Raw genomic sequence first — 18,492 nt, forward strand, 5'->3', positions numbered from 1 at the left:
AGTTGGACGCTACACTCCGCGTCCTTCGGCGACGGGCCGATATTGAGAGATTGAAAGATGAAAATGAAATCCTGGTTCTCTGTGGTTTGTCTGTCTATGGGCTTATTGGGTGCGAGTGCAACAGCGCAGGCAGATGACGATATTACGCTGGGTCGCACGATTGTGTTTGAAAACACTGATTACGGTGCACCGATTCCACTGCTGGTTTGTCGTCGTGTTGATGCTATTCAGGTAAAAGCTGACCGCAACATGTATTTGCGAAAGGTGGTCGCCACGTTTAAAAACGGCGACACCAAGACGTTCCGTTTTTACCGAAATATCAAAGAAGATGACACCACGGACTGGCGCGAACTGCCGTACAAACGATGTGTGAAGAAGCTGGAAGTTTTCGGTGAGTCGAAAAACTCATCGGCGGGTGTGAGAGTTTACGGTCGAACTTAGTGGTCGATCTAAAAACCGACGAGTCCCAAAAATAGTTCAAAAAATCGTCACATTCGTTTGCTAGCCTCGAATTAGGTTTAGGGAAAAACCTGAACGACGAGAGGTATGCAGTATGAAGCTGGTGAATGTACTTAGCGGCGATATCGTCAGAGAATCGGATAATTTGGAAGAGCTCAAAGCGCTTGGTGTCAGCATTGCCCTGCGCGAAGGTGCTCAATCCACTCATTGGAGCTTTGAAGACGCTTCCAACCACCGGATATCGGGCAAACGGGCGCTCAGCCTGAGAGATGAAGAAGGCGCGATATATCGTATCTTCCTCCCCAAATAGAATGTCAAAAGGCAGCATTGAAGCTGCTTTTTTGTGCCTGATTGGTCGTCAAGCACAGCCCAATAATATCCAAATATTCAAAGAGTAAGGAAAGTGAACTGGCAAGCTGAATTCTCGGCGAGATTCACAAATTACCTTTCATTTCTGGCATATGATGAAGTCATCCAAGGTCGACATGAGGAGTGTATGGAAGCTGTTGTAGGTTTGATTATCCCGACTGGTGTTGACGACTTTATTATGCGAAAAGCGGGTCTCCACGGCTGACTGGGAAACCAAACAATCACAGAAACGTGAATAAAATAATCATCGCTTTTTGGTTTATTCGCTTTTACCTCTTTACCTCGTAATCAAAGGCCACCTGCAAAGGTGGCCTTTTCTCATTTTGACTCACACTTCGTAACAACAAATTGGGTGAGGCTGACGCACGGCATTCAGACTCGCGCTGCTCTTCTGATATTATCGGGCAAATGGAAAGCGTGTGCTTTCGACAAGATGTTTTTAGGAGAATCTCTGAATGGATCTGAAAGGTCTGGAAAAATACCTGGCGCTGAACCACATCGACTTTAAATCAGCGACTGATAACGATGGATTGTTGATTAACCTTGGTTTTCTCGTAGGACGCGTGCACGTGCGTTACGAAGAAGACACTAAGACCTTCAACTTCAATGACAAGCCACGCTGGGTTATCCAAATCGTACTGATGGCTCTGATGCTCTATTTCCTCGCAACCAACTTCACTATTTACTCCCAGCTGCAGCTTTATACCTGTATTGCTGTTACCGTCGCGATGTTCGGTATCTTTGGTTATAAAGAATCCCGCATCAAGAAGCTGAAAGATGCGGTGAAGGAAGACAACCAGCCGGCCAGTTAGCGCAGGTTGAGACTCAGGGAGGAGTGATGGAATATCAGGTTGTTGCCAACCCAACAGAGCAGGACATCATGGACGTGCGCGGCGGGCTTCGGGCGTTCAATGACCCTTTTGTCGAGCATCTGAATGAGATGCAAATGGCGGTATTTGTTGTTGATGAAAGCGGCCAAAGGCGTGGTGGTATTGTCTCGCGCTTTTGGGGAAGCTGGATGCACATCCTGTTCCTCTGGATAGATCCTGCGCTGAAAGGGGGGGGTATCGGCAAAACCCTGATGCAGAAGATGGAAGCAGAAGCGGTCGGCAAAGGGTGTAAATCTGCCATGGTCGATACCTTCAGTTTTCAGGCCAGACCGTTTTACGAATCTCTGGGTTATCACAACCAAATGACACTGGATGCGTTCCCCGGTGATGAGCATCAGCTCCACTTCCTTACCAAAAAACTGGTGGATTAAGCCGTGTTGAAAGGGCTTAATCACATCACGCTGGCGGTGTCTGATTTAGAGCGTTCACTTGCTTTCTATCTTGATGTTCTGGGTTTTCAAGGTCATGTCAAATGGGATGGTGGCGCTTACCTTTCTTTGGATGACCTTTGGCTGTGTCTTTCTGTCGATGAACCCTGTGAGAAAAATGATTACTCACACATTGCTTTTGATATCGATGATGAAAACTTTGTAGCGTTCGCTGCATCAGCGCGCAAAAAAGGTGTGAGCGAGTGGAAACAAAACCACAGCGAGGGGAAATCTCTTTACCTTCTGGATCCGGACGGGCATAAGCTCGAAATTCATGCTGGTGGCCTTCAAAGCAGACTGGATAGTCTAAAAGCAAAACCTTATTCAGGGCTGACTTGGCTCTAAGTCGACCCTCGTTCATTCCAGCCCTAACTTTAGCGTTTTCACTCTGATGTGTGATATTCGCCAAAGAGTCGATTTTGTTCGAAGGCGAAGCTCACGCTGGCACCCGAATTCACTTCCTTGTAGCCCGGTAAAGCGCTACTATCTTCACATCAACTCCATGCAGTCTGGCAGGCTTTTTCGAGCCTTGAGTTTTGTTGGCAACTCACAGACGTCGCGATGAATTTATCACTCTTATAATTACCTTTCGATGCATCGTGATCTCCGGCTGCCTGAAGTGTTTTTTCGCCTGAATTTTTTGGTAGGCGACACCTTTTTCTTTTACTGGAGAGATTGAATTGCATCACTATCATTGGTATGCAGTTTATACCCATTTTAATGAGGAAAAACTCCTCCGCGATTACCTGTTAGCGCAAGGCTATGAAGTCTATTTGCCCGAACGCAGGTATTGGGAAACTGTGGGTAATAAACGGCGAATCTCTTATGAGCCTTTGTTCAAATGCCACCTTTTTGTGCGGACTACCCAAGCGGGATTGCAGGACGTGAAACAAGCGCCGGGCTTTTCACATCTGGTGCGTCACGGCCGGTATTTGGCCTCTATCCCTGAATCCCACATCATCAAGATCAAAACGATTTTGTATTACTACGAAGATGCCACTTCTGTCGCCAACAGTCAGGTGGATGGTGTGACGGTGGCTGTTGTGAGCGGCCACTTAACGGGTATGACGGGCATTCTTCCCCATGGAGAGGGAGAAAGGCCCGTTTCGATGGAAATTGACCACCTTGGCTACTCCATCAACGTCAAGGTGCCAATGGAAACGATTTTTCAAACCAAAGTACCTTCGATGGTGTCCTTCTAAAAAAGAGCAAGCTAGGGGCTGTTGAGCTTTGGTGGTTAAATTTTGTTCTAGCTATAAGCGTTTTAGGCGCGGCGAGGTGTGTGCCGCCTAGTCATTCTAAGCAAATACACCTCAACAAAGCATAAAACGCTTAGAGCAGAACCCTTCGGGCAGCGTTTGTGGGGTATTTCTGCTGCGTTATCAGCTTCTCATGTAGGCGAGCTACACATCGAAGCTTCTGCCTTGCATAAAATCCCCACAAACTGCTGCAAAAATCATCACCAAAGGTCAACAGCCCCTAAAAAGGATCTTTAACCAGAAAGGTGAAACGGTGTCTCAGGACACCGTTTTTTGTTCTTCAAAAACGATTCTCGCGCTCGACTTCGATTTCAGCTCGTTGCAGCTATTGCAGAAATAGCTGGTCGCCCCACAAGCCTGAAGCTTTTCCAATAGCGCGTCGCAAGTGGCACAAAATGCCTGTTTTACAAAACTTTTCTCGCAGGTTTCACAACGGTAAGTGCCGTTATCCCACACCAAGTCACGTTCGCAATCAGGGCAATGATTTCCCATTAAGGTTTCCTTAGCTTTGACTTCGCAGTTTTTTGGTCAAAGGATGCACAATGATCCTTTTGCCGTTATTCTACTCCTTAGATGCTGGCAAAACGAGCAGCCTAGTGCTGGATCCTATAAAGATCGTCAGATCGCAGCGATTATGGGATCCGATCAGCGATCACCCCCTAAAAAAATATTTATCAATACAACCCCCGAAAGCATAAGTTACATGTTCTGCATATGGATTTTAGAAAGGATAAAATATCGAAAAGAAATTTTAAAACCATAAAATTCGATATTTTATAAATTATAGGTGTCATAGTAGCCGCGTAATAATTCGCCTTTCCTTCCTAGAACGATATTTCACGCCTAATTGCTTATTTTTTGTGACGAAGATCATCTAAATTCCATCATTTGACGGTCAGATCAGACTGAATTAGCGGTCAATCAGCCGTACCTGAGAGCTTGTATTAAGGCTAACGGCTCAAATTACGGGCGGGAAACACGGAAAGATGACACTTTTGTCTAAATTACATGGGCTGTCATTCAACCTTCATGTATCCGGATACAAGCCGTTTTTTACATGCGTAAAAAAGCCGACCTTTAGGTCGGCTCTTAGTATTTAGTGGCAGAGAGTTATTTCTTGCCGCGGGTTTTCACCATGTCCATCAGACGCTTACGTTGACGCGCCTGAGAAATGGTTAGCTTCTCTTTCTTACCTTCGAACGGGTTCTCGCTGTTCTGGAACTGAATACGGATAGGTGTACCCATGATTTCCAGAGACTTACGGTAGTAGTTCATCAGGTAACGCTTGTACGAATCAGGCAGCTCTTTCACCAGGTTTCCGTGAATAACGAAAATCGGTGGATTGTAACCACCAGCGTGTGCATATTTCAGCTTCACGCGACGGCCACGGATCATCGGTGGCTGGTGATCATCCTGAGCCATGCTCATGATGCGGGTCAGCATCGCCGTGCTGATTCGCTTGGTCGCAGACTCATACGCTTCCTGAATCGACTCAAACAGGTGACCCACACCTGTACCGTGCAATGCAGAGATAAAGTGAATACGGGCGAAATCCACAAAGCCAAGACGACGGTCAAGTTCTGACTTCACACGCTCTTTCACATCGCTGTCCAGACCATCCCACTTGTTTACAGCGATGACGATTGAACGGCCTGCGTTCAATGCAAAGCCCAACAGGCTCAAATCCTGATCCGAAATGTTCTCACGCGCGTCAATGACCAGCAGCACAACGTTCGAGTCTTCGATCGCCTTCAGTGTCTGGATAACAGAGAACTTCTCAACTTTCTCGTTAACACGCTTACGGCGGCGAACACCTGCAGTATCAATGATCACATACTCACGGCCATCACGCTCCATTGGAATGTAGATGGAATCGCGCGTTGTGCCCGGCATGTCGTAAACCACCACGCGGTCTTCGCCAAGGATACGGTTAGTCAGGGTCGATTTACCGACGTTTGGACGACCAATGATGCCGAATTTAATTGGAAGGTTACGCAGACGCTCCAATGCAGATTCTGCATCTTCTTCGGTCAGATCTTTATCTTCGTCTTCTGCATCTTGCTCCCCAGTCAGGTCGACCAAGCCTTCTTCACCTTCTTCGCTCGCGAGCTCTTCTGCAAACGGCTTCAGTGCGCGGTCGATCAAAGCGAGTACACCACGACCATGTGCGGCTGCAATCTGGTACATGTCTGGCATGCCCAGCTGCCAGAATTCTGCACTGGCTGCATCCGCATCAATGCCATCAACTTTGTTGACGACAAGGAAGGTTTTCTTTTCACGACTACGCAGGTGATGTGCAATCGCCTCATCGGCGACGGTCAGACCCGCACGGCCATCAACCATAAACAGCACAACATCGGCTTCTTCAATCGCTGCCAGTGACTGTTCAGCCATCTTGGTTTCTACACCCTCTTCGGTACCGTCGATACCACCAGTGTCCACCACGATGAACTCATGCTCACCCAGCATAGCTTTTCCGTACTTACGATCCCTGGTCAAACCCGGAAAATCGGCAACGAGCGCGTCGCGCGTCCTTGTTAGCCGGTTAAAGAGTGTCGACTTCCCCACATTAGGACGCCCTACCAGGGCTACTACAGGAATCATACTGACCTCTTAAAATCTCTAATTCATTAATAACAGCGGCTCCTGACCGGTCAGGATCAGGAGCCGAATAATTGATAAGCAACTGTATTTACTGTACTTGCTTCTTACTTATTGTGCCATCACGGGTAATGACGATATAGCCTTCATCAACATTCAATGGGCTCACCGCAAATCCGCTATCGTCTAGCTGCTGTTGCGCCACAAACTCACCTGAGTTCGGGTCCATCCAATGCAGATAGCCCTCTGCATCGCCAACGACAACATAGCCGGAGATAGCAACCGGTGCCGTCAGCTGACGGTATTCCAAATCACGGTTCTGCCAAAGTTCAGTACCGCTGCGTGCATCTACTGCCACCACATGGTCTTTGTCGGTGATAAGAAACAGATAGCTTCCCGCCACCAAAAAGTCAGTCGATGAACTGTAAGTGCGTTTCCACGCAGGGCGACCTGAACGTAGGTCAATCGCAACCAATTGGCCATTATAACCCACAGCGTAAAGCAGTGCGCCGTCAATCACAGGCGTCGCATCAACATCCACCAGGCGGTCGATTTCAGTGGCGCCTTTCGGGCTCGCAATCGGCTGTTGCCAGATAATATTGCCGTTCTCAACGAACGCAGCGCCCAGGCGCCCGTTTGCCATGCCCCAGAACACACCGCCAGACGTTGATACCGGCGAGCTATCACCACGTAGCGTCAGGTTTGGTACATCACTGGAAGTACGCCAACGTTCTTCACCCGTTTCTGCATCAAACGCAGCCAGTTCACCACGGCTGGTGTTAACAATCACCAAGCTTTCATCTGCCAACGGCTTAGAAAGGATTTCGCCACCAGCGTTGCTACGCCAAACGGTTTCACCGGTTTCTTCATCCAGCGCAATCAACACACCGGTTTCTGTACCCAAATACACCTTGCTGTAAGATGCCGTCAAGCCACCTGAAATCAGTGCTGGTGCATCTTCACCAAGATCAACACTCCAAATCGTGGTGCCGGTTTCAGTGTCCATCGCTTTGACCACGCCTTCACGGTCAGCCGCAAACACTTTGCCGTAGGCCTGCACAGGAGCCAGATTGCTGAAATAGTTTCCAACACCGTCTCCAACACTCGACTTCCAAACTTGAGTCGGGGTGAATTCGCTCTCAACCACTGGCACGGGTGCCATCTGGATGGAATCTTCCTCACCCGCACAGCCAATCAGCAGTGTTCCCAGCAAGGCAACTGCACCAACACGTTTCCATCCCTTACGCATCATACTCAGACCTTATTGAGACAGGTTGTCCAGTTTCATCTGAACAACTGGGTTGGTCGCTGCTGCAATGGAAGCGGCATAAGCAGAACGCGCTGCGGCTGTATCACCTTTACGCAGTTCGATATCACCGCGTAGCTCTTCAACCTGTGCTTTCCAGCTTTCCGCCGTTACGCTGTTCAGTTGTGTCAGCGCAGCGTCGTAGTTACCCAGCTCTGCTTCAACACGAGCCAAGCGAACTGTCGCCAGTGTTTTCAGCGTTTCGTCTTTTGAGGACTGCACTTTACGCAGTTGCTCTGCTGCTTTGTTCAAATCTCCTGCATCAACAAAAGATTTCGCCAGTTGCAGCTCAAGCAAGGTCGCATAAGAACCTTGGTTATCGCCGATGAAAGCAGTTGCTTTCTCTTCCGCCTGCGCATCACCTGCAACCAGTGCGCTTACAACTTGTGTATACGCTTCTGATGCCTGCTCACGGCTGGTTTCCATTTCCGCTTGGTAATAACGCCATCCGTATAGGCCGCCCAAACCGATTACTGCGCCGAGGACAACGGCTTTGCCGTTATCCCGCCACCACTTTTTAATCGCTTCGACTTGTTGTTCTTCTGTGGTGTAGACGTCCACGTTTTGTCCTCTCTTAAACTCGTTGAGCCAGTTTATCGGCTACTTCATCCTGAGAAATGGTCAGCTGTTCGCCGCCTTTAAGATCTTTGAAGGTCACTTGGTTGTTAGCGACTTCATCTTCGCCAAGTACCAGAGCCACCGACGCACCCACTTTGTCAGCGCGTTTGAATTGCTTCTTAAAGTTACCGCCGCCAAAGTGGGTCATCACACGCAGACCAGGAACCTGCTCACGCAGTTTCTCAGCCAGTTGCATGCCCGCTACCAGCGTGCCTTCGCCTGCTGTGACCATGTATACGTCAACCGCAGGACGGGTTTCATCAAGTTCCAGCGTTTCCATCAGAAGCACCAGACGCTCAACACCCATAGCAAAGCCGACTGCCGGAGTAGCTTTGCCGCCCAGCTGCTCAACCAGACCGTCGTAGCGGCCACCGCCACAAACTGTACCTTGAGAGCCCAGGCTTTCAGTGATCCACTCGAAAACGGTACGGTTGTAATAGTCCAAACCGCGCACCAATTTCTCGTTTACCGTGTATTGGATACCTGCTGCGTCCAACAGTTCACAAAGACCTGCAAAATGTTGTTTTGATTCTTCATCCAGATACTCCGAAAGCTTCGGTGCATCGGTCAATACCGCTTGGATATCCGCATTCTTGGTATCCAGCACTCGCAGCGGATTGGTATGCATGCGGCGTTTGCAATCTTCATCCAAGATCGCTTCATGTTGCATCAAGAATTCCACTAGCGCTTCACGATAATTCGCACGTGCTTCCAGTGAACCGATTGAGTTCAGTTCCAGACGCACATGCTCATGGATACCCAGCTTACGCCAAAGACGTGCAGTCATCATGATGAGTTCTGCGTCAACGTCAGGGCCGTTCAGGCCAAACACTTCCACGCCAAACTGGTGGAACTGACGGTAGCGGCCTTTTTGTGGACGCTCATGACGGAACATTGGACCAACGTACCACAGACGTTGCTCCTGGTTGTAAAGCAAACCGTTTTCGATACCAGCGCGCACACAGCCCGCCGTGCCTTCAGGGCGCAGAGTCAGGCTATCGCCGTTGCGGTCCTCGAAGGTGTACATTTCTTTCTCAACCACGTCGGTCACTTCACCAATAGCGCGGCTGAACAGATGAGTCATTTCCACGATCGGCATGCGCACTTCGCTATAACCGTATGCGCTGATAACGTCTTTAACAGTGCCTTCCACTTTTTGCCATAGTGGAGACTGTGTTGGGAGGCAGTCGTTCATGCCTCGGATTGCTTGAATAGTTTTTGCCACGTTAACTCTCGTAACCGATCTGTTTGTTCTCGCTAAGTGAGCGCGCTGCGCTTACTCTTGTGTGTTCACGTCGATGCGGTTATTTTCATCCAACATTGACGCTTTCGCCCGGATCTTCGCTTCCAGCTGATCGATCAGGTTGTCGTTCTCAAAACGTTCTTTCTGGCGTTTGCCATCATCGTAATACGCGCTGCGCTTGTTACCACCAGCCACACCGATGTGTGATACTTCAGCTTCACCCGGCCCGTTAACCACACAGCCAATCACTGAAACATCCATAGGTACAACAACATCTTCCAGACGCTGTTCCAATGCGTTTACGGTACCAATCACATCAAACTCCTGACGGGAGCATGTTGGACAGGCAATAAAATTCACACCGCGTGAACGGATACGCAGTGATTTTAAAATATCGAAACCGACTTTGATTTCTTCTACTGGATCAGCCGCCAATGAGATACGCAGAGTATCACCAATGCCTTCGCTTAGCAGCATGCCAAGGCCAACTGCCGATTTCACTGAACCTGCACGCGCACCACCAGCCTCAGTAATACCAAGGTGCAGAGGTTGATCAATGCGTTTTGCCAGTTGACGGTAAGATTCAACAGCCAGGAATACATCAGACGCCTTCACACTCACTTTAAACTGGTCAAAGTTGAGGCGATCCAGAATATCAACATGGCGCATCGCCGATTCCACCAGTGCTTCTGGTGTTGGTTCGCCATATTTTTCTTGAATATCACGCTCCAGCGAACCGCCGTTTACGCCAATGCGGATCGGAATGTTCTTGTCACGCGCTGCGTCAACCACCGAGCGGATACGTTGCTCATTACCAATATTGCCTGGGTTAATACGAAGACAATCAACACCATATTCTGCCACCTTGAGGGCAATACGGTAGTCAAAGTGAATATCAGCAACCAATGGAATGGAGCACTGCTGTTTGATCAGTTTGAACGCTTCAGCGGCGTCCATGGTCGGCACAGAAACACGCACGATGTCTGCACCGACTTTTTCCAGTGCTTTGATCTGCGCAACCGTCGCTTCCACGTCGGTTGTGCGGGTATTCGTCATTGATTGAACTGCGATCGGAGCGCCATCGCCAATTGGCACATCGCCCACATAAATACGCGTAGACGGACGACGTTTAATAGGAGATTCGGTATGCATTAGGTGTACTCTGGATTACTTCGGAAGGCTCAAACGCGCTACCCGTCCTGATGGGTAGCCACTCAGATCAACATTCTCGCCATTGTAGGCAAGACTCACAGCAGCTGGTGCACCCAGCACCAACTTAAACGGTGCATCACCGGATAATTCAACGGTTTCGCCTGCAGATTTTATCCCTGTCAGCAGACGTTTGCCACTGGCATCGCGGATATCCACCCAACAATCGCCATTAAAGGATAAAGATAAAGTCGGTTCCGTCACCACCGGGGGCGAAACAGTTTCTTCAACCTGTTCTGGCGCTTCAACCACTGTTGAAGTTTCAGCGACTTCTTGCGGTGCAGATTCTTGCGCCACTGGAGACTCTGTCCCGACTTCAGGCACAACCTCGGTGACAGTCTCTTCTGCCACAGTATTGTTTTCTTCTGCTTCAATCAGAGCAGGAGCGATACTTTCGGTCACATCCTGAACCTGCTGATTTCCCAAACCTTCGCTTAGGTCAGTGGCTGCAGGTGTTTCTTCAGTGATAGAAGCGAGAAGGTTGGTGCCTTCTGGTAGTGAAAGTAGGGGATCGTTTTGTTGGTTCTGCCACCACCAAAAGGCGGTCAAACCCACAGCAGCAGCCAAAATAACCCAGGTCAGACTCATGACGCGGCTATCGTCTTTGTCACGACGGGTCTTTCGCGAGAAGCTTTGCATCTTCTGCACGTTATCTTCCACTTCAGGCGCAGGTTTAAACGTGTGCAGGAGTTCGTCAGCGTTTACGCCGACCAGCTTGGCATATGAACGAATATAACCACGTGTAAACGTGGTTATCTGTTTTTCATCGCAGCAGTTATCTTCCAGGTCTTGAATAACGGAAACACGAAGTCTCAGGCGGTCAGCCACATCCTGAGCGGATAGCCCCATCGCCTCTCGGGCTTGTCGCAAAACCGTTCCCGGATGTGTCGACTCAACCTCAAACTGCTGTTCTTCGTTTTGTTCAGTATTCATTCGTCAGGTACTGTCTAAATTCTTTTGATTCGGGAAATTTGTCAGCCAGCAGGCTCGCGTAACGTTCCGCTTCCTTTGGCCGTCCGGCTTTGTTCTCCAGGTCAGTCATTATTAACAGCGTCGCTGGCTGATAGCCATAGCGTTTGTGAAAATGGAAAAGACGTATTCTCGCCTCATTCAGCTCATCGTCTTCCACTTCCATACGGGCGAGTTTTACGGAAGATAAAGGCCTGTTCGGCTCATGGTCAATAGCTTTGGCGAACCATACTTTCGCGTTACTCCTGTTCCCCTCTTTCATTGCGCAAAGAGCGGCGTTTTCGTAACTACCGGACAACTTGTAATAGTATGGTTGGTCAATCGCCCTCGCAAACGCCCGCTGCGCTTCGTCGTATCGTTCCTGTCGACATAAAAAGACGCCGTAATTGTTCTGAACGTCACCATTTTGTGGTGAATGACGTAACGCTGTTTTGTACTGTTGTTCAGCTTGGTCGTACTCGCCAACTTCCTGAAGATAGTAGGCGAAGGAAATGAGTGAGCGATAATAAGTGGGTGCAAACTGCACCGCCGTTTCAAGGTTTTGCCTCGCTCGCTCCCATTGTCCGGCCTTCAAATAGGCAAGACCAAGCGAAATTCTGGACTCAGCTGCGTCAATGCTATCAAACTTCGCGGTATTTTGCTTCTCTGTTACTGTGACACAACCAGCTAATAATCCCATCAATAACAGAGCGCTAAGCGTCCTTGCCATTATCCCATCCTAATCAGTCTGACAAATCAGACTGATTTCACTGGGATTTGCTCCTCAACATTCAGTCTGCTTTGCGTGCGTTTGGTTCGGTCTATCACATCACCGACGAGCTGACCGCACGCCGCATCAATGTCATCACCACGGGTTTTACGAACGATAACCGTGTAGTCGTATTGCATCAGTGTTTTCTGGAAACGATCGATGCGTGAGTTACTCGGTTTCTTATATGGTGACCCAGGATAAGGGTTAAAAGGAATCAGGTTTATCTTCGCAGGCGTATCTTTTAACAGCTCTGCGAGTTGGCGCGCATGCTCCATATCATCATTGACGTGATCGAGGAGAATATACTCTACGGTGACACGTCCACGGTTCGCATTTGACGACGCAATGTAACGACGTACAGACGCTAAAAACGTTTCAATATCATAGCGATCGTTGATTGGCATGATTTGGCTGCGTAGCTCATCAGTCGGTGCGTGAAGAGATATCGCCAGAGCGACATCAATCTTACCTGCCATCTGATCCAGGCCGGAAACCACACCGGAAGTTGATACCGTGACACGGCGTTTTGACAAACCGTAAGCCAGATCATCCAGCATTAGATTCAGCGCAGGGATCAGGTTCTTCATATTCAGAAGAGGCTCACCCATCCCCATCATGACCACGTTGGTAATTGGGCGACGGCCAGTTTCTTTTTCCACGCCGATTTCTTTCGCCGCACGCCAAACCTGTCCGATGATTTCAGACACTTTGAGGTTACGGTTAAAGCCTTGTTGGGCAGTAGAACAGAATTTACAGTCGAGCGCGCAGCCTACCTGTGAAGATACACACAAGGTTGCACGGTCGTCTTCTGGGATATAAACGGTTTCAACGTCCTGATTGCCAACACGCATTGCCCATTTGATGGTGCCATCAGAAGAATACTGAGCAGTGCTCACTTCTGGCGCACGGATTTCACAACGCGCTTTCAGTTTTTCACGAAGCTTTTTGTTGATGTTGTTCATCTGATCGAAATCATCAACACCGAAATGGTACATCCACTTCATGATCTGATCGGCTCGGAACGCCTTTTCGCCTAACTCTTCGGCGAAAAACGCACGTAGCGCCTGTCGATCGAAATCCAGCAGATTGATTTTTTCTGTTGTCATCAGATTGCCTCGTGAACAATAAATCAGTAACCATACCAGCCTCTCAGCATTGGCTGATAAATAGCGGTTCGCCTTAAATCAAGGCGCGAAATTGTACAGCCTTTGTGATCGGGATTCCACCTGTTACTTATAGGCTTATTCTAGTGTGTAAATCCGCCAGAAACGAAAAAGGAGAGCCAAAGCTCTCCTTTTATCTTATCTATGAAGCGATTACAGAGTACGAGGGCAAATCTCGTCAGCGGCGAAAAAGTAAGCAATTTCTCGCTCTGCTGAAGTCGGGCTGTCAGAGCCGTGTACTGAGTTAAAACGCATACTCTCAGCAAAGTCTGCACGCAAGGTGCCGCACGCCGCTTCTTCCGGGTTGGTTTTACCCATCAGTTCACGGTATCGCGTGATTGCATTTTCGCCTTCCAGAACCTGCACGGTAACCGGACCAGAAGTCATGAACTCAACCAAGCCATCGTAAAATGGCTTGCCTTCATGCTCGGCATAAAAACCTTGTGCCTGTTCTTTTGTCAGGTGAAGCATTTTTGCTGCGACAATTTGCAGACCAGCCGCTTCAATACGCTGATAGATCGCGCCAATCAGATTACGTTTTACTGCGTCGGGCTTAACGATTGAAAAAGTGCGCTCAATAGTCATTCTATCTTCCTTTTATATTTCTTCAGACATCAGAGTTGCGCTCTGCTATCTGTTTGTATTTACAAAAGTAGCCTACCAGAGCGCAATGCCAGACCCCACCCTGACATTGCGGAAGCGTTAACTGTGTTGTTAAAACACTTATATTTTGTAGTCTTTATTCGGCAGATTCGTTCATCAGAATGCGCGCAAGGGTTTTTACGCCCATACCCGTAGCACCTACAGACCACTTATCGCTTGGCGTTTTGCGGTAAGTCCCGGAGCAATCCAGGTGAACCCAGCCTACTTTGTAGTTGTCGACAAAGTAGGAAAGGAAAGCTGCCGCCGTGCTCGCACCCGGTGAGTATTGACCTGCGCCAACGTTTGCAAGATCAGCAAAGTTAGATGGCAGCATCTGACGGTGGAACTCAGCCAGTGGCAACTGCCACATGCCTTCGTTTTCCGCTTCTGCCGCTGACAGACAGCGTTGAGAAAGTGCCTGATCAAAGCTAAACAGTGCATGGTAGTCATTGCCTAGCGCTGCCTTCGCAGCACCGGTCAAAGTAGCACAATCGATGGTCAGAGCTGGGGTGAATTTGTTCGCGTAAAGCAGGCCATCCGCCATCACCAAGCGCCCTTCGGCATCTGAATTCAGTACTTCAACGGTCACGCCGTTTTTGTACGTGATGATGTCACCCAGCTTGTAGGCGTTGCTGGAAATCATGTTCTCTGCACAGCAAAGAATCAATTTAACGCGCTTGTTGAGACCTTGAGCGACTGCCAGTCCCAGACCACCGGTCGCCATCGCTGCGCCCCCCATGTCTGCTTTCATTGAATCCATGAACGCAGATTGCTTAATGCTGTAGCCGCCCGAGTCGAAAGTAATACCTTTACCGATAATACAAGCGAACACTTCAGCATCTTTGTCGCCAGTTGGGTTGTAATCAAGCTGAAGCATCGCCGGCTTACGCGCTGAACCACGGCCTACGGTATGGGTGCCCACCCAGCCTTGCTCGAGCAGGTCAGCACCGGAAACAATTTTGTAGCTGACATGTTCAGGGTTTGGCGCTTGGGATTTGATGAATTCACCGGCGCGGACAGCCAGTTGTTGAGGGCCAACTTCTTCTGCGGTTTCATTGATAATTTGACGTACCCAGTCAGTCGCGACCATACGATCGTTCAACACTTTCTGGTCAGCATCTTCCAACTCTGCGTCGAAATCGAAACCAGGCTTAGGGCCACGCAGCCCCTGATAGAATGCCCACGCGGTTTCCAAATCCCAGCTATCACCAACCAGAGATACCTTGCGAATACCCTGCATATCCAGCTTACGAGCAGCTTGCTGAACCGGCGTGAGTTTATCGTCACCAGAGGCGTGAACCACTGCGCCTTGCTGATTAAAAGAAACCAGTGCATTCGCACCCCAAGTCTCACCCGCAGCTTCGTGTGATAGCGTGATACGCATTTTGTCAGTCATGCTGAACTCCTTTTTCCTGTTACCCCGCACATCGTTGCGGAGCGTAAAATTTGGGCTGATTTTTCTTTTTAGAGTACGCCATCTTTATGACGTTTTATCAGAAGTGCCCCAAATCGTCTGTTCATAGAGGTTCCAGCTCAATTTGGGGATAAAACAAAGCGGGCATCATGCCCGCTTGGATAGTCTCAATCTGCCTGCTTTACTGGCGTAAAACAAGGTCTTTAATCCATTTCTTCCATCCAGCACAGGATGATTGCCTCTAGGATCTTCTCATTCGAGCGATTTGGGTCGTCAGAGAAGTCTTCAAGCTCCGTCACCCAACGGTGCAGGTCAGTAAAACGCACCGTTTTCGGATCAGTATCAGGGAATTGTTCTACCAGCTCAATCGCGATATCACGCGAATCGGTCCATGTCAGGCTCATAGTTTTTGCTCCCTTATCAGATTAGTGATTTTCTGCAGCGTGGTTTAGGGTATAACGCGGAATTTCTACCACCAAGTCTTCATCAGCCACTTTTGCCTGACAGCCCAAGCGTGACTCAGGCTCCAGACCCCATGCTTTATCCAGCATGTCGTCTTCCAGCTCATCGCTTTCATCCAGAGAATCAAATCCTTCACGGATGACTACGTGGCAGGTCGTACAAGCGCACGACTTTTCACAGGCATGTTCAATCGCAATACCGTTACGCAGTGCAACGTCCAGCACAGTGTCACCGGTCTTTGCTTCCAACACCGCGCCTTCTGGGCAGAGATCCTGGTGTGGCAGAACAACAATCTTTGGCATGTTTAAACCTCGTCAATGGAATGGCCAGCCAGTGCTTCACGGATGGATTTGTCCATACGACGTGAGGCAAACTCCTGACTCGCTTTATCTGTATCTTTGATGCCTTGTTCAATGGCGGCAGCATCGTCACCGTTACGGAGCGCAATCAGCGCTTCAATCGCTTTCACCAGCGCTTGCTGCTCTTCGTCTGACAGCAGCACTTCGCCGTCTGCTTGCATCGCAACCAGCAGACCTTCAATCACACGATCGGCTTCAACGCGTTGCTCCGCCAGGTAACGGGCGTCTTTGTCGTCCTGCGCATGGGTGAACGACGATTTGATCATATCGGCAATTTCGGTATCGCTCAGGCCGTAAGACGGTTTCACCTGAATCGATGCCTGCACTTCGGTGCTCTTTTCCATCGCTGTCACGGATAGCAGGCCATCGGCGTCAACCTGGTAGGTCACGCGAATGTGCGCTGCGCCTGCAGCCATTGGTGGAATGCCTTTCAGGGTGAAATCCGCCAGCGAACGACAGTCATCCACCATTTCGCGCTCGCCCTGAACCACGTGCACTTTCATGCCCGTCTGGCCATCTTTGAACGTGGTGAACTCTTGCGCACGCGCAACAGGGATAGTGGTATTGCGTGGAATGATTTTCTCGACCAGACCGCCCATGGTTTCAATACCCAAAGAAAGCGGAATCACGTCCAACAACAACATTTCACCATCCGGCTTATTACCTACCAGAATGTCGGCCTGTGTCGCTGCACCGATGGCAACGACTTTATCCGGATCAATGCTGGTCAGCGGTGTGCGGCCGAAGAACTCGCCAACTTTTTCGCGAACCAGTGGTACGCGGGTAGAACCACCTACCATCACCACTTCCAGCACTTCTTCAGCAGAAACGCCAGCATCTTTCAGTGCGCGGCGACAAGACAATAGAGTTTTCTTTACCAGCGCGCCAATCAGATCGTCGAACTGTTCGCGGCTCAGTGTGCCTTTCCAGCCAAGCACATCGATATCTGCGGCATCGCTTGCGCTCAAAGCAACTTTTGCGCTGTTAGCGGCATTCATCAAGCGCGCGCGGTCATCACCGGAAAGCGAACCAAATCCTGCTTGCTCGGAGATCCAGTCTGCGACAAGGTGATCAAAGTCATCCCCGCCCAGCGCTGAATCACCGCCTGTAGCCAGCACTTCAAACACGCCTTTTGAAAGGCGGAGAATAGAGATATCAAACGTACCGCCGCCTAAATCGTAAACAGCGATAACACCTTCCTGACCGGAATCCAGACCGTAAGCGATCGCTGCTGCAGTTGGTTCGTTCAGGAGACGAAGTACCTTCAGGCCGGCAAATTTAGCGGCATCTTTGGTCCCCGCGCGCTGCGCATCGTCAAAGTAAGCAGGAACCGTGATAACCACACCTTCCAGCTCTCCACCCAGCGCTGCTTCTGCACGTGCATTGACGGCACGTAGGATATCCGCAGAAACTTCAATGGGGTTTTTCTTGCCTGCACGGGTGTTGATCAGTGGTAAACCATTGTCAGATGCAGACAGTTCATAAGGAAGGTTGGGATAACGGGCTTGCACGTCCGCCAATGAGCGGCCCATCATGCGTTTGACGGAAGAAACTGTGTTTGCGCTGTCGGTTTCTGACATCGCTTTTGCTGCATATCCCACCGTTACGTCATCACCGTAGTGAACCACAGAAGGGATCAGCGCTCGACCATCAAGGTCATTAAGGGTGCTCGCAGTGCCGCTTCGGACTGAAGCAACGAGAGTATTGGTAGTTCCTAGGTCAATACCCACCGCAAGCTTGTGCTCGTGCGGTGCAGCACTCTGACCAGGTTCTGCAATTTGTAACAGTGCCATAGTGGTTCCTGTAGCCTGATCAGCGTGCTGAATTAACCCAGCAGCCGATCTTCGATTCGTTCGATTTCTTGCTTGAGTTTGACCAAGAACTTCAGCTTGCGAACGCTTATCGCCGCATCCTGCCAATGCTCGCCATTTAGTTGTTCTTTCAATTCGGCAAGCATGGCTTTGTGGAGTTTCTCCACGCCTTGTTCAAAGTCGAACAACAATACATCCGGCTCATCGCTGTCTGCAATCTCTTCCAGCTCTTCTCTCAGCTCCATTTGCTGCATCAAGAATTCTGGATCTTGCATCGTCTGCTGCTCATCGCGCAATTCTACGCCATTGAGAGAGAGAAGGTATTCGGCACGACGCACCGGATCACTGAGCGTTTGATAAGCATCATTAATTTGCGCGGCTTTCTGCACAGCAAGCAGGCGTTCCTGCTCAGATGCAGTGGCAAATTTGTCCGGATGGAAACGTCGTTGAAGTTCGCGAAACTGCGAAGAAAGAGAGCTACCATCCAGCTCGAACTGCGATGATAGCCCAAATAGTTCGAAATGATTCATATCATCTCA

Annotated in this window: 21 protein-coding genes; 6 read left to right on the forward strand and 15 right to left on the reverse strand. The window is 49.5% G+C overall.

Annotated elements, in window-relative coordinates:
- Positions 1 to 57 precede the first annotated feature (57 nt).
- The 6 genes from G5S52_RS08145 to G5S52_RS08170 all read left to right on the forward strand — a co-directional run bounded on the left by G5S52_RS08145 (position 58) and on the right by G5S52_RS08170 (position 3,348).
- Positions 58 to 441 (forward strand): DUF2541 family protein, encoded by a 384-nt coding sequence (locus G5S52_RS08145; RefSeq protein ID WP_165012654.1) that lies wholly within the window; start codon positions 58 to 60, stop codon positions 439 to 441.
- Between the two features lie 112 nt (positions 442 to 553).
- On the forward strand, positions 554 to 769 hold the full coding sequence (locus tag G5S52_RS08150; protein WP_165012656.1) for a hypothetical protein: 216 nt from the start codon (positions 554 to 556) through the stop codon (positions 767 to 769).
- A gap of 514 nt (positions 770 to 1,283) precedes the next feature.
- Complete coding sequence (locus tag G5S52_RS08155; RefSeq protein ID WP_165012658.1) at positions 1,284 to 1,640, forward strand: hypothetical protein; 357 nt, start codon at positions 1,284 to 1,286, stop codon at positions 1,638 to 1,640.
- Positions 1,641 to 1,666: 26 nt separating this feature from the next.
- Entirely contained in the window at positions 1,667 to 2,089 is a 423-nt protein-coding gene (locus tag G5S52_RS08160; protein ID WP_165012660.1) for a GNAT family N-acetyltransferase, read from the forward strand.
- Positions 2,090 to 2,092: 3 nt separating this feature from the next.
- Positions 2,093 to 2,491, forward strand: coding sequence for a fosfomycin resistance glutathione transferase (gene fos, locus G5S52_RS08165; protein WP_165012662.1), 399 nt, complete (start codon positions 2,093 to 2,095; stop codon positions 2,489 to 2,491).
- Positions 2,492 to 2,826: 335 nt separating this feature from the next.
- Positions 2,827 to 3,348 carry a transcription termination/antitermination NusG family protein gene (locus tag G5S52_RS08170; protein ID WP_165012665.1) on the forward strand — a complete coding sequence of 174 codons (522 nt, stop codon included), beginning with the start codon at positions 2,827 to 2,829 and terminating at the stop codon, positions 3,346 to 3,348.
- A 315-nt stretch (positions 3,349 to 3,663) separates the two neighbouring features.
- Here G5S52_RS08170 and G5S52_RS08175 read toward each other — a convergent pair whose 3' ends face one another.
- From G5S52_RS08175 to hscB, 15 genes are all read right to left on the reverse strand, one after another.
- Complete coding sequence (locus G5S52_RS08175) at positions 3,664 to 3,897, reverse strand: zinc ribbon domain-containing protein (RefSeq protein ID WP_165012667.1); 234 nt, start codon at positions 3,895 to 3,897, stop codon at positions 3,664 to 3,666.
- Between the two features lie 618 nt (positions 3,898 to 4,515).
- Positions 4,516 to 6,009, reverse strand: coding sequence for a ribosome biogenesis GTPase Der (gene der, locus G5S52_RS08180; protein WP_039849687.1), 1,494 nt, complete (start codon positions 6,007 to 6,009; stop codon positions 4,516 to 4,518).
- An 88-nt stretch (positions 6,010 to 6,097) separates the two neighbouring features.
- The gene (gene bamB / locus G5S52_RS08185; protein ID WP_165012669.1) at positions 6,098 to 7,258 is read right to left on the reverse strand and encodes an outer membrane protein assembly factor BamB; all 1,161 of its coding nucleotides are present in this window, start codon (positions 7,256 to 7,258) and stop codon (positions 6,098 to 6,100) included.
- A 9-nt stretch (positions 7,259 to 7,267) separates the two neighbouring features.
- A complete protein-coding gene (locus tag G5S52_RS08190) occupies positions 7,268 to 7,873 on the reverse strand; it encodes a YfgM family protein (protein ID WP_165012671.1) in 606 nt (201 codons plus the stop codon).
- A gap of 13 nt (positions 7,874 to 7,886) precedes the next feature.
- Positions 7,887 to 9,155: a histidine--tRNA ligase gene (gene hisS, locus G5S52_RS08195; protein ID WP_046302740.1), complete on the reverse strand. Its 1,269-nt coding sequence runs from the start codon at positions 9,153 to 9,155 to the stop codon at positions 7,887 to 7,889.
- Between the two features lie 51 nt (positions 9,156 to 9,206).
- Positions 9,207 to 10,325: a flavodoxin-dependent (E)-4-hydroxy-3-methylbut-2-enyl-diphosphate synthase gene (ispG, locus tag G5S52_RS08200; protein WP_002536953.1), complete on the reverse strand. Its 1,119-nt coding sequence runs from the start codon at positions 10,323 to 10,325 to the stop codon at positions 9,207 to 9,209.
- A gap of 15 nt (positions 10,326 to 10,340) precedes the next feature.
- Positions 10,341 to 11,315 carry a cytoskeleton protein RodZ gene (rodZ, locus tag G5S52_RS08205; RefSeq protein ID WP_165012673.1) on the reverse strand — a complete coding sequence of 325 codons (975 nt, stop codon included), beginning with the start codon at positions 11,313 to 11,315 and terminating at the stop codon, positions 10,341 to 10,343.
- Positions 11,305 to 12,060, reverse strand: coding sequence for a type IV pilus biogenesis/stability protein PilW (gene pilW, locus G5S52_RS08210; RefSeq protein ID WP_165012675.1), 756 nt, complete (start codon positions 12,058 to 12,060; stop codon positions 11,305 to 11,307). The genes rodZ and pilW overlap by 11 nt, the downstream gene beginning before the upstream one ends.
- Positions 12,061 to 12,086: 26 nt before the next feature.
- Positions 12,087 to 13,208, reverse strand: coding sequence for a dual-specificity RNA methyltransferase RlmN (rlmN, locus tag G5S52_RS08215; protein WP_165012677.1), 1,122 nt, complete (start codon positions 13,206 to 13,208; stop codon positions 12,087 to 12,089).
- Positions 13,209 to 13,418: 210 nt separating this feature from the next.
- Entirely contained in the window at positions 13,419 to 13,850 is a 432-nt protein-coding gene (gene ndk, locus G5S52_RS08220; protein WP_165012679.1) for a nucleoside-diphosphate kinase, read from the reverse strand.
- Between the two features lie 154 nt (positions 13,851 to 14,004).
- Complete coding sequence (gene pepB, locus G5S52_RS08225; RefSeq protein ID WP_165012681.1) at positions 14,005 to 15,303, reverse strand: aminopeptidase PepB; 1,299 nt, start codon at positions 15,301 to 15,303, stop codon at positions 14,005 to 14,007.
- Between the two features lie 221 nt (positions 15,304 to 15,524).
- On the reverse strand, positions 15,525 to 15,719 hold the full coding sequence (gene iscX / locus G5S52_RS08230; RefSeq protein ID WP_192815495.1) for a Fe-S cluster assembly protein IscX: 195 nt from the start codon (positions 15,717 to 15,719) through the stop codon (positions 15,525 to 15,527).
- A 27-nt stretch (positions 15,720 to 15,746) separates the two neighbouring features.
- Positions 15,747 to 16,085, reverse strand: a complete 339-nt coding sequence (gene fdx / locus G5S52_RS08235; protein WP_002536943.1) for an ISC system 2Fe-2S type ferredoxin — start codon at positions 16,083 to 16,085, stop codon at positions 15,747 to 15,749.
- 2 nt (positions 16,086 to 16,087) lie between these two features.
- On the reverse strand, positions 16,088 to 17,935 hold the full coding sequence (gene hscA, locus G5S52_RS08240; protein WP_165012683.1) for a Fe-S protein assembly chaperone HscA: 1,848 nt from the start codon (positions 17,933 to 17,935) through the stop codon (positions 16,088 to 16,090).
- A gap of 32 nt (positions 17,936 to 17,967) precedes the next feature.
- Entirely contained in the window at positions 17,968 to 18,483 is a 516-nt protein-coding gene (gene hscB / locus G5S52_RS08245) for a co-chaperone HscB (protein WP_165012685.1), read from the reverse strand.
- Positions 18,484 to 18,492 lie beyond the last annotated feature (9 nt).

The organism is Grimontia sedimenti (assembly GCF_011045095.1).
Taxonomy (GTDB): domain Bacteria; phylum Pseudomonadota; class Gammaproteobacteria; order Enterobacterales; family Vibrionaceae; genus Enterovibrio; species Enterovibrio sedimenti.

Bases quoted from the DNA above. Each gene is read 5' to 3' on its own strand.
- G5S52_RS08145 (WP_165012654.1), top strand. From the start codon at position 58: ATGAAAATGAAATCCTGGTTCTCTGTGGTTTGTCTGTCTATGGGCTTA.
- G5S52_RS08150 (WP_165012656.1), top strand. From the start codon at position 554: ATGAAGCTGGTGAATGTACTTAGCGGCGATATCGTCAGAGAATCGGAT.
- G5S52_RS08155 (WP_165012658.1), top strand. From the start codon at position 1,284: ATGGATCTGAAAGGTCTGGAAAAATACCTGGCGCTGAACCACATCGAC.
- G5S52_RS08160 (WP_165012660.1), top strand. From the start codon at position 1,667: ATGGAATATCAGGTTGTTGCCAACCCAACAGAGCAGGACATCATGGAC.
- G5S52_RS08175 (WP_165012667.1), bottom strand. From the start codon at position 3,897: ATGGGAAATCATTGCCCTGATTGCGAACGTGACTTGGTGTGGGATAAC.
- der (WP_039849687.1), bottom strand. From the start codon at position 6,009: ATGATTCCTGTAGTAGCCCTGGTAGGGCGTCCTAATGTGGGGAAGTCG.
- bamB (WP_165012669.1), bottom strand. From the start codon at position 7,258: ATGATGCGTAAGGGATGGAAACGTGTTGGTGCAGTTGCCTTGCTGGGA.
- ispG (WP_002536953.1), bottom strand. From the start codon at position 10,325: ATGCATACCGAATCTCCTATTAAACGTCGTCCGTCTACGCGTATTTAT.
- rodZ (WP_165012673.1), bottom strand. From the start codon at position 11,315: ATGAATACTGAACAAAACGAAGAACAGCAGTTTGAGGTTGAGTCGACA.
- pilW (WP_165012675.1), bottom strand. From the start codon at position 12,060: ATGGCAAGGACGCTTAGCGCTCTGTTATTGATGGGATTATTAGCTGGT.
- rlmN (WP_165012677.1), bottom strand. From the start codon at position 13,208: ATGACAACAGAAAAAATCAATCTGCTGGATTTCGATCGACAGGCGCTA.
- ndk (WP_165012679.1), bottom strand. From the start codon at position 13,850: ATGACTATTGAGCGCACTTTTTCAATCGTTAAGCCCGACGCAGTAAAA.
- pepB (WP_165012681.1), bottom strand. From the start codon at position 15,303: ATGACTGACAAAATGCGTATCACGCTATCACACGAAGCTGCGGGTGAG.
- fdx (WP_002536943.1), bottom strand. From the start codon at position 16,085: ATGCCAAAGATTGTTGTTCTGCCACACCAGGATCTCTGCCCAGAAGGC.
- hscA (WP_165012683.1), bottom strand. From the start codon at position 17,935: ATGGCACTGTTACAAATTGCAGAACCTGGTCAGAGTGCTGCACCGCAC.
- hscB (WP_165012685.1), bottom strand. From the start codon at position 18,483: ATGAATCATTTCGAACTATTTGGGCTATCATCGCAGTTCGAGCTGGAT.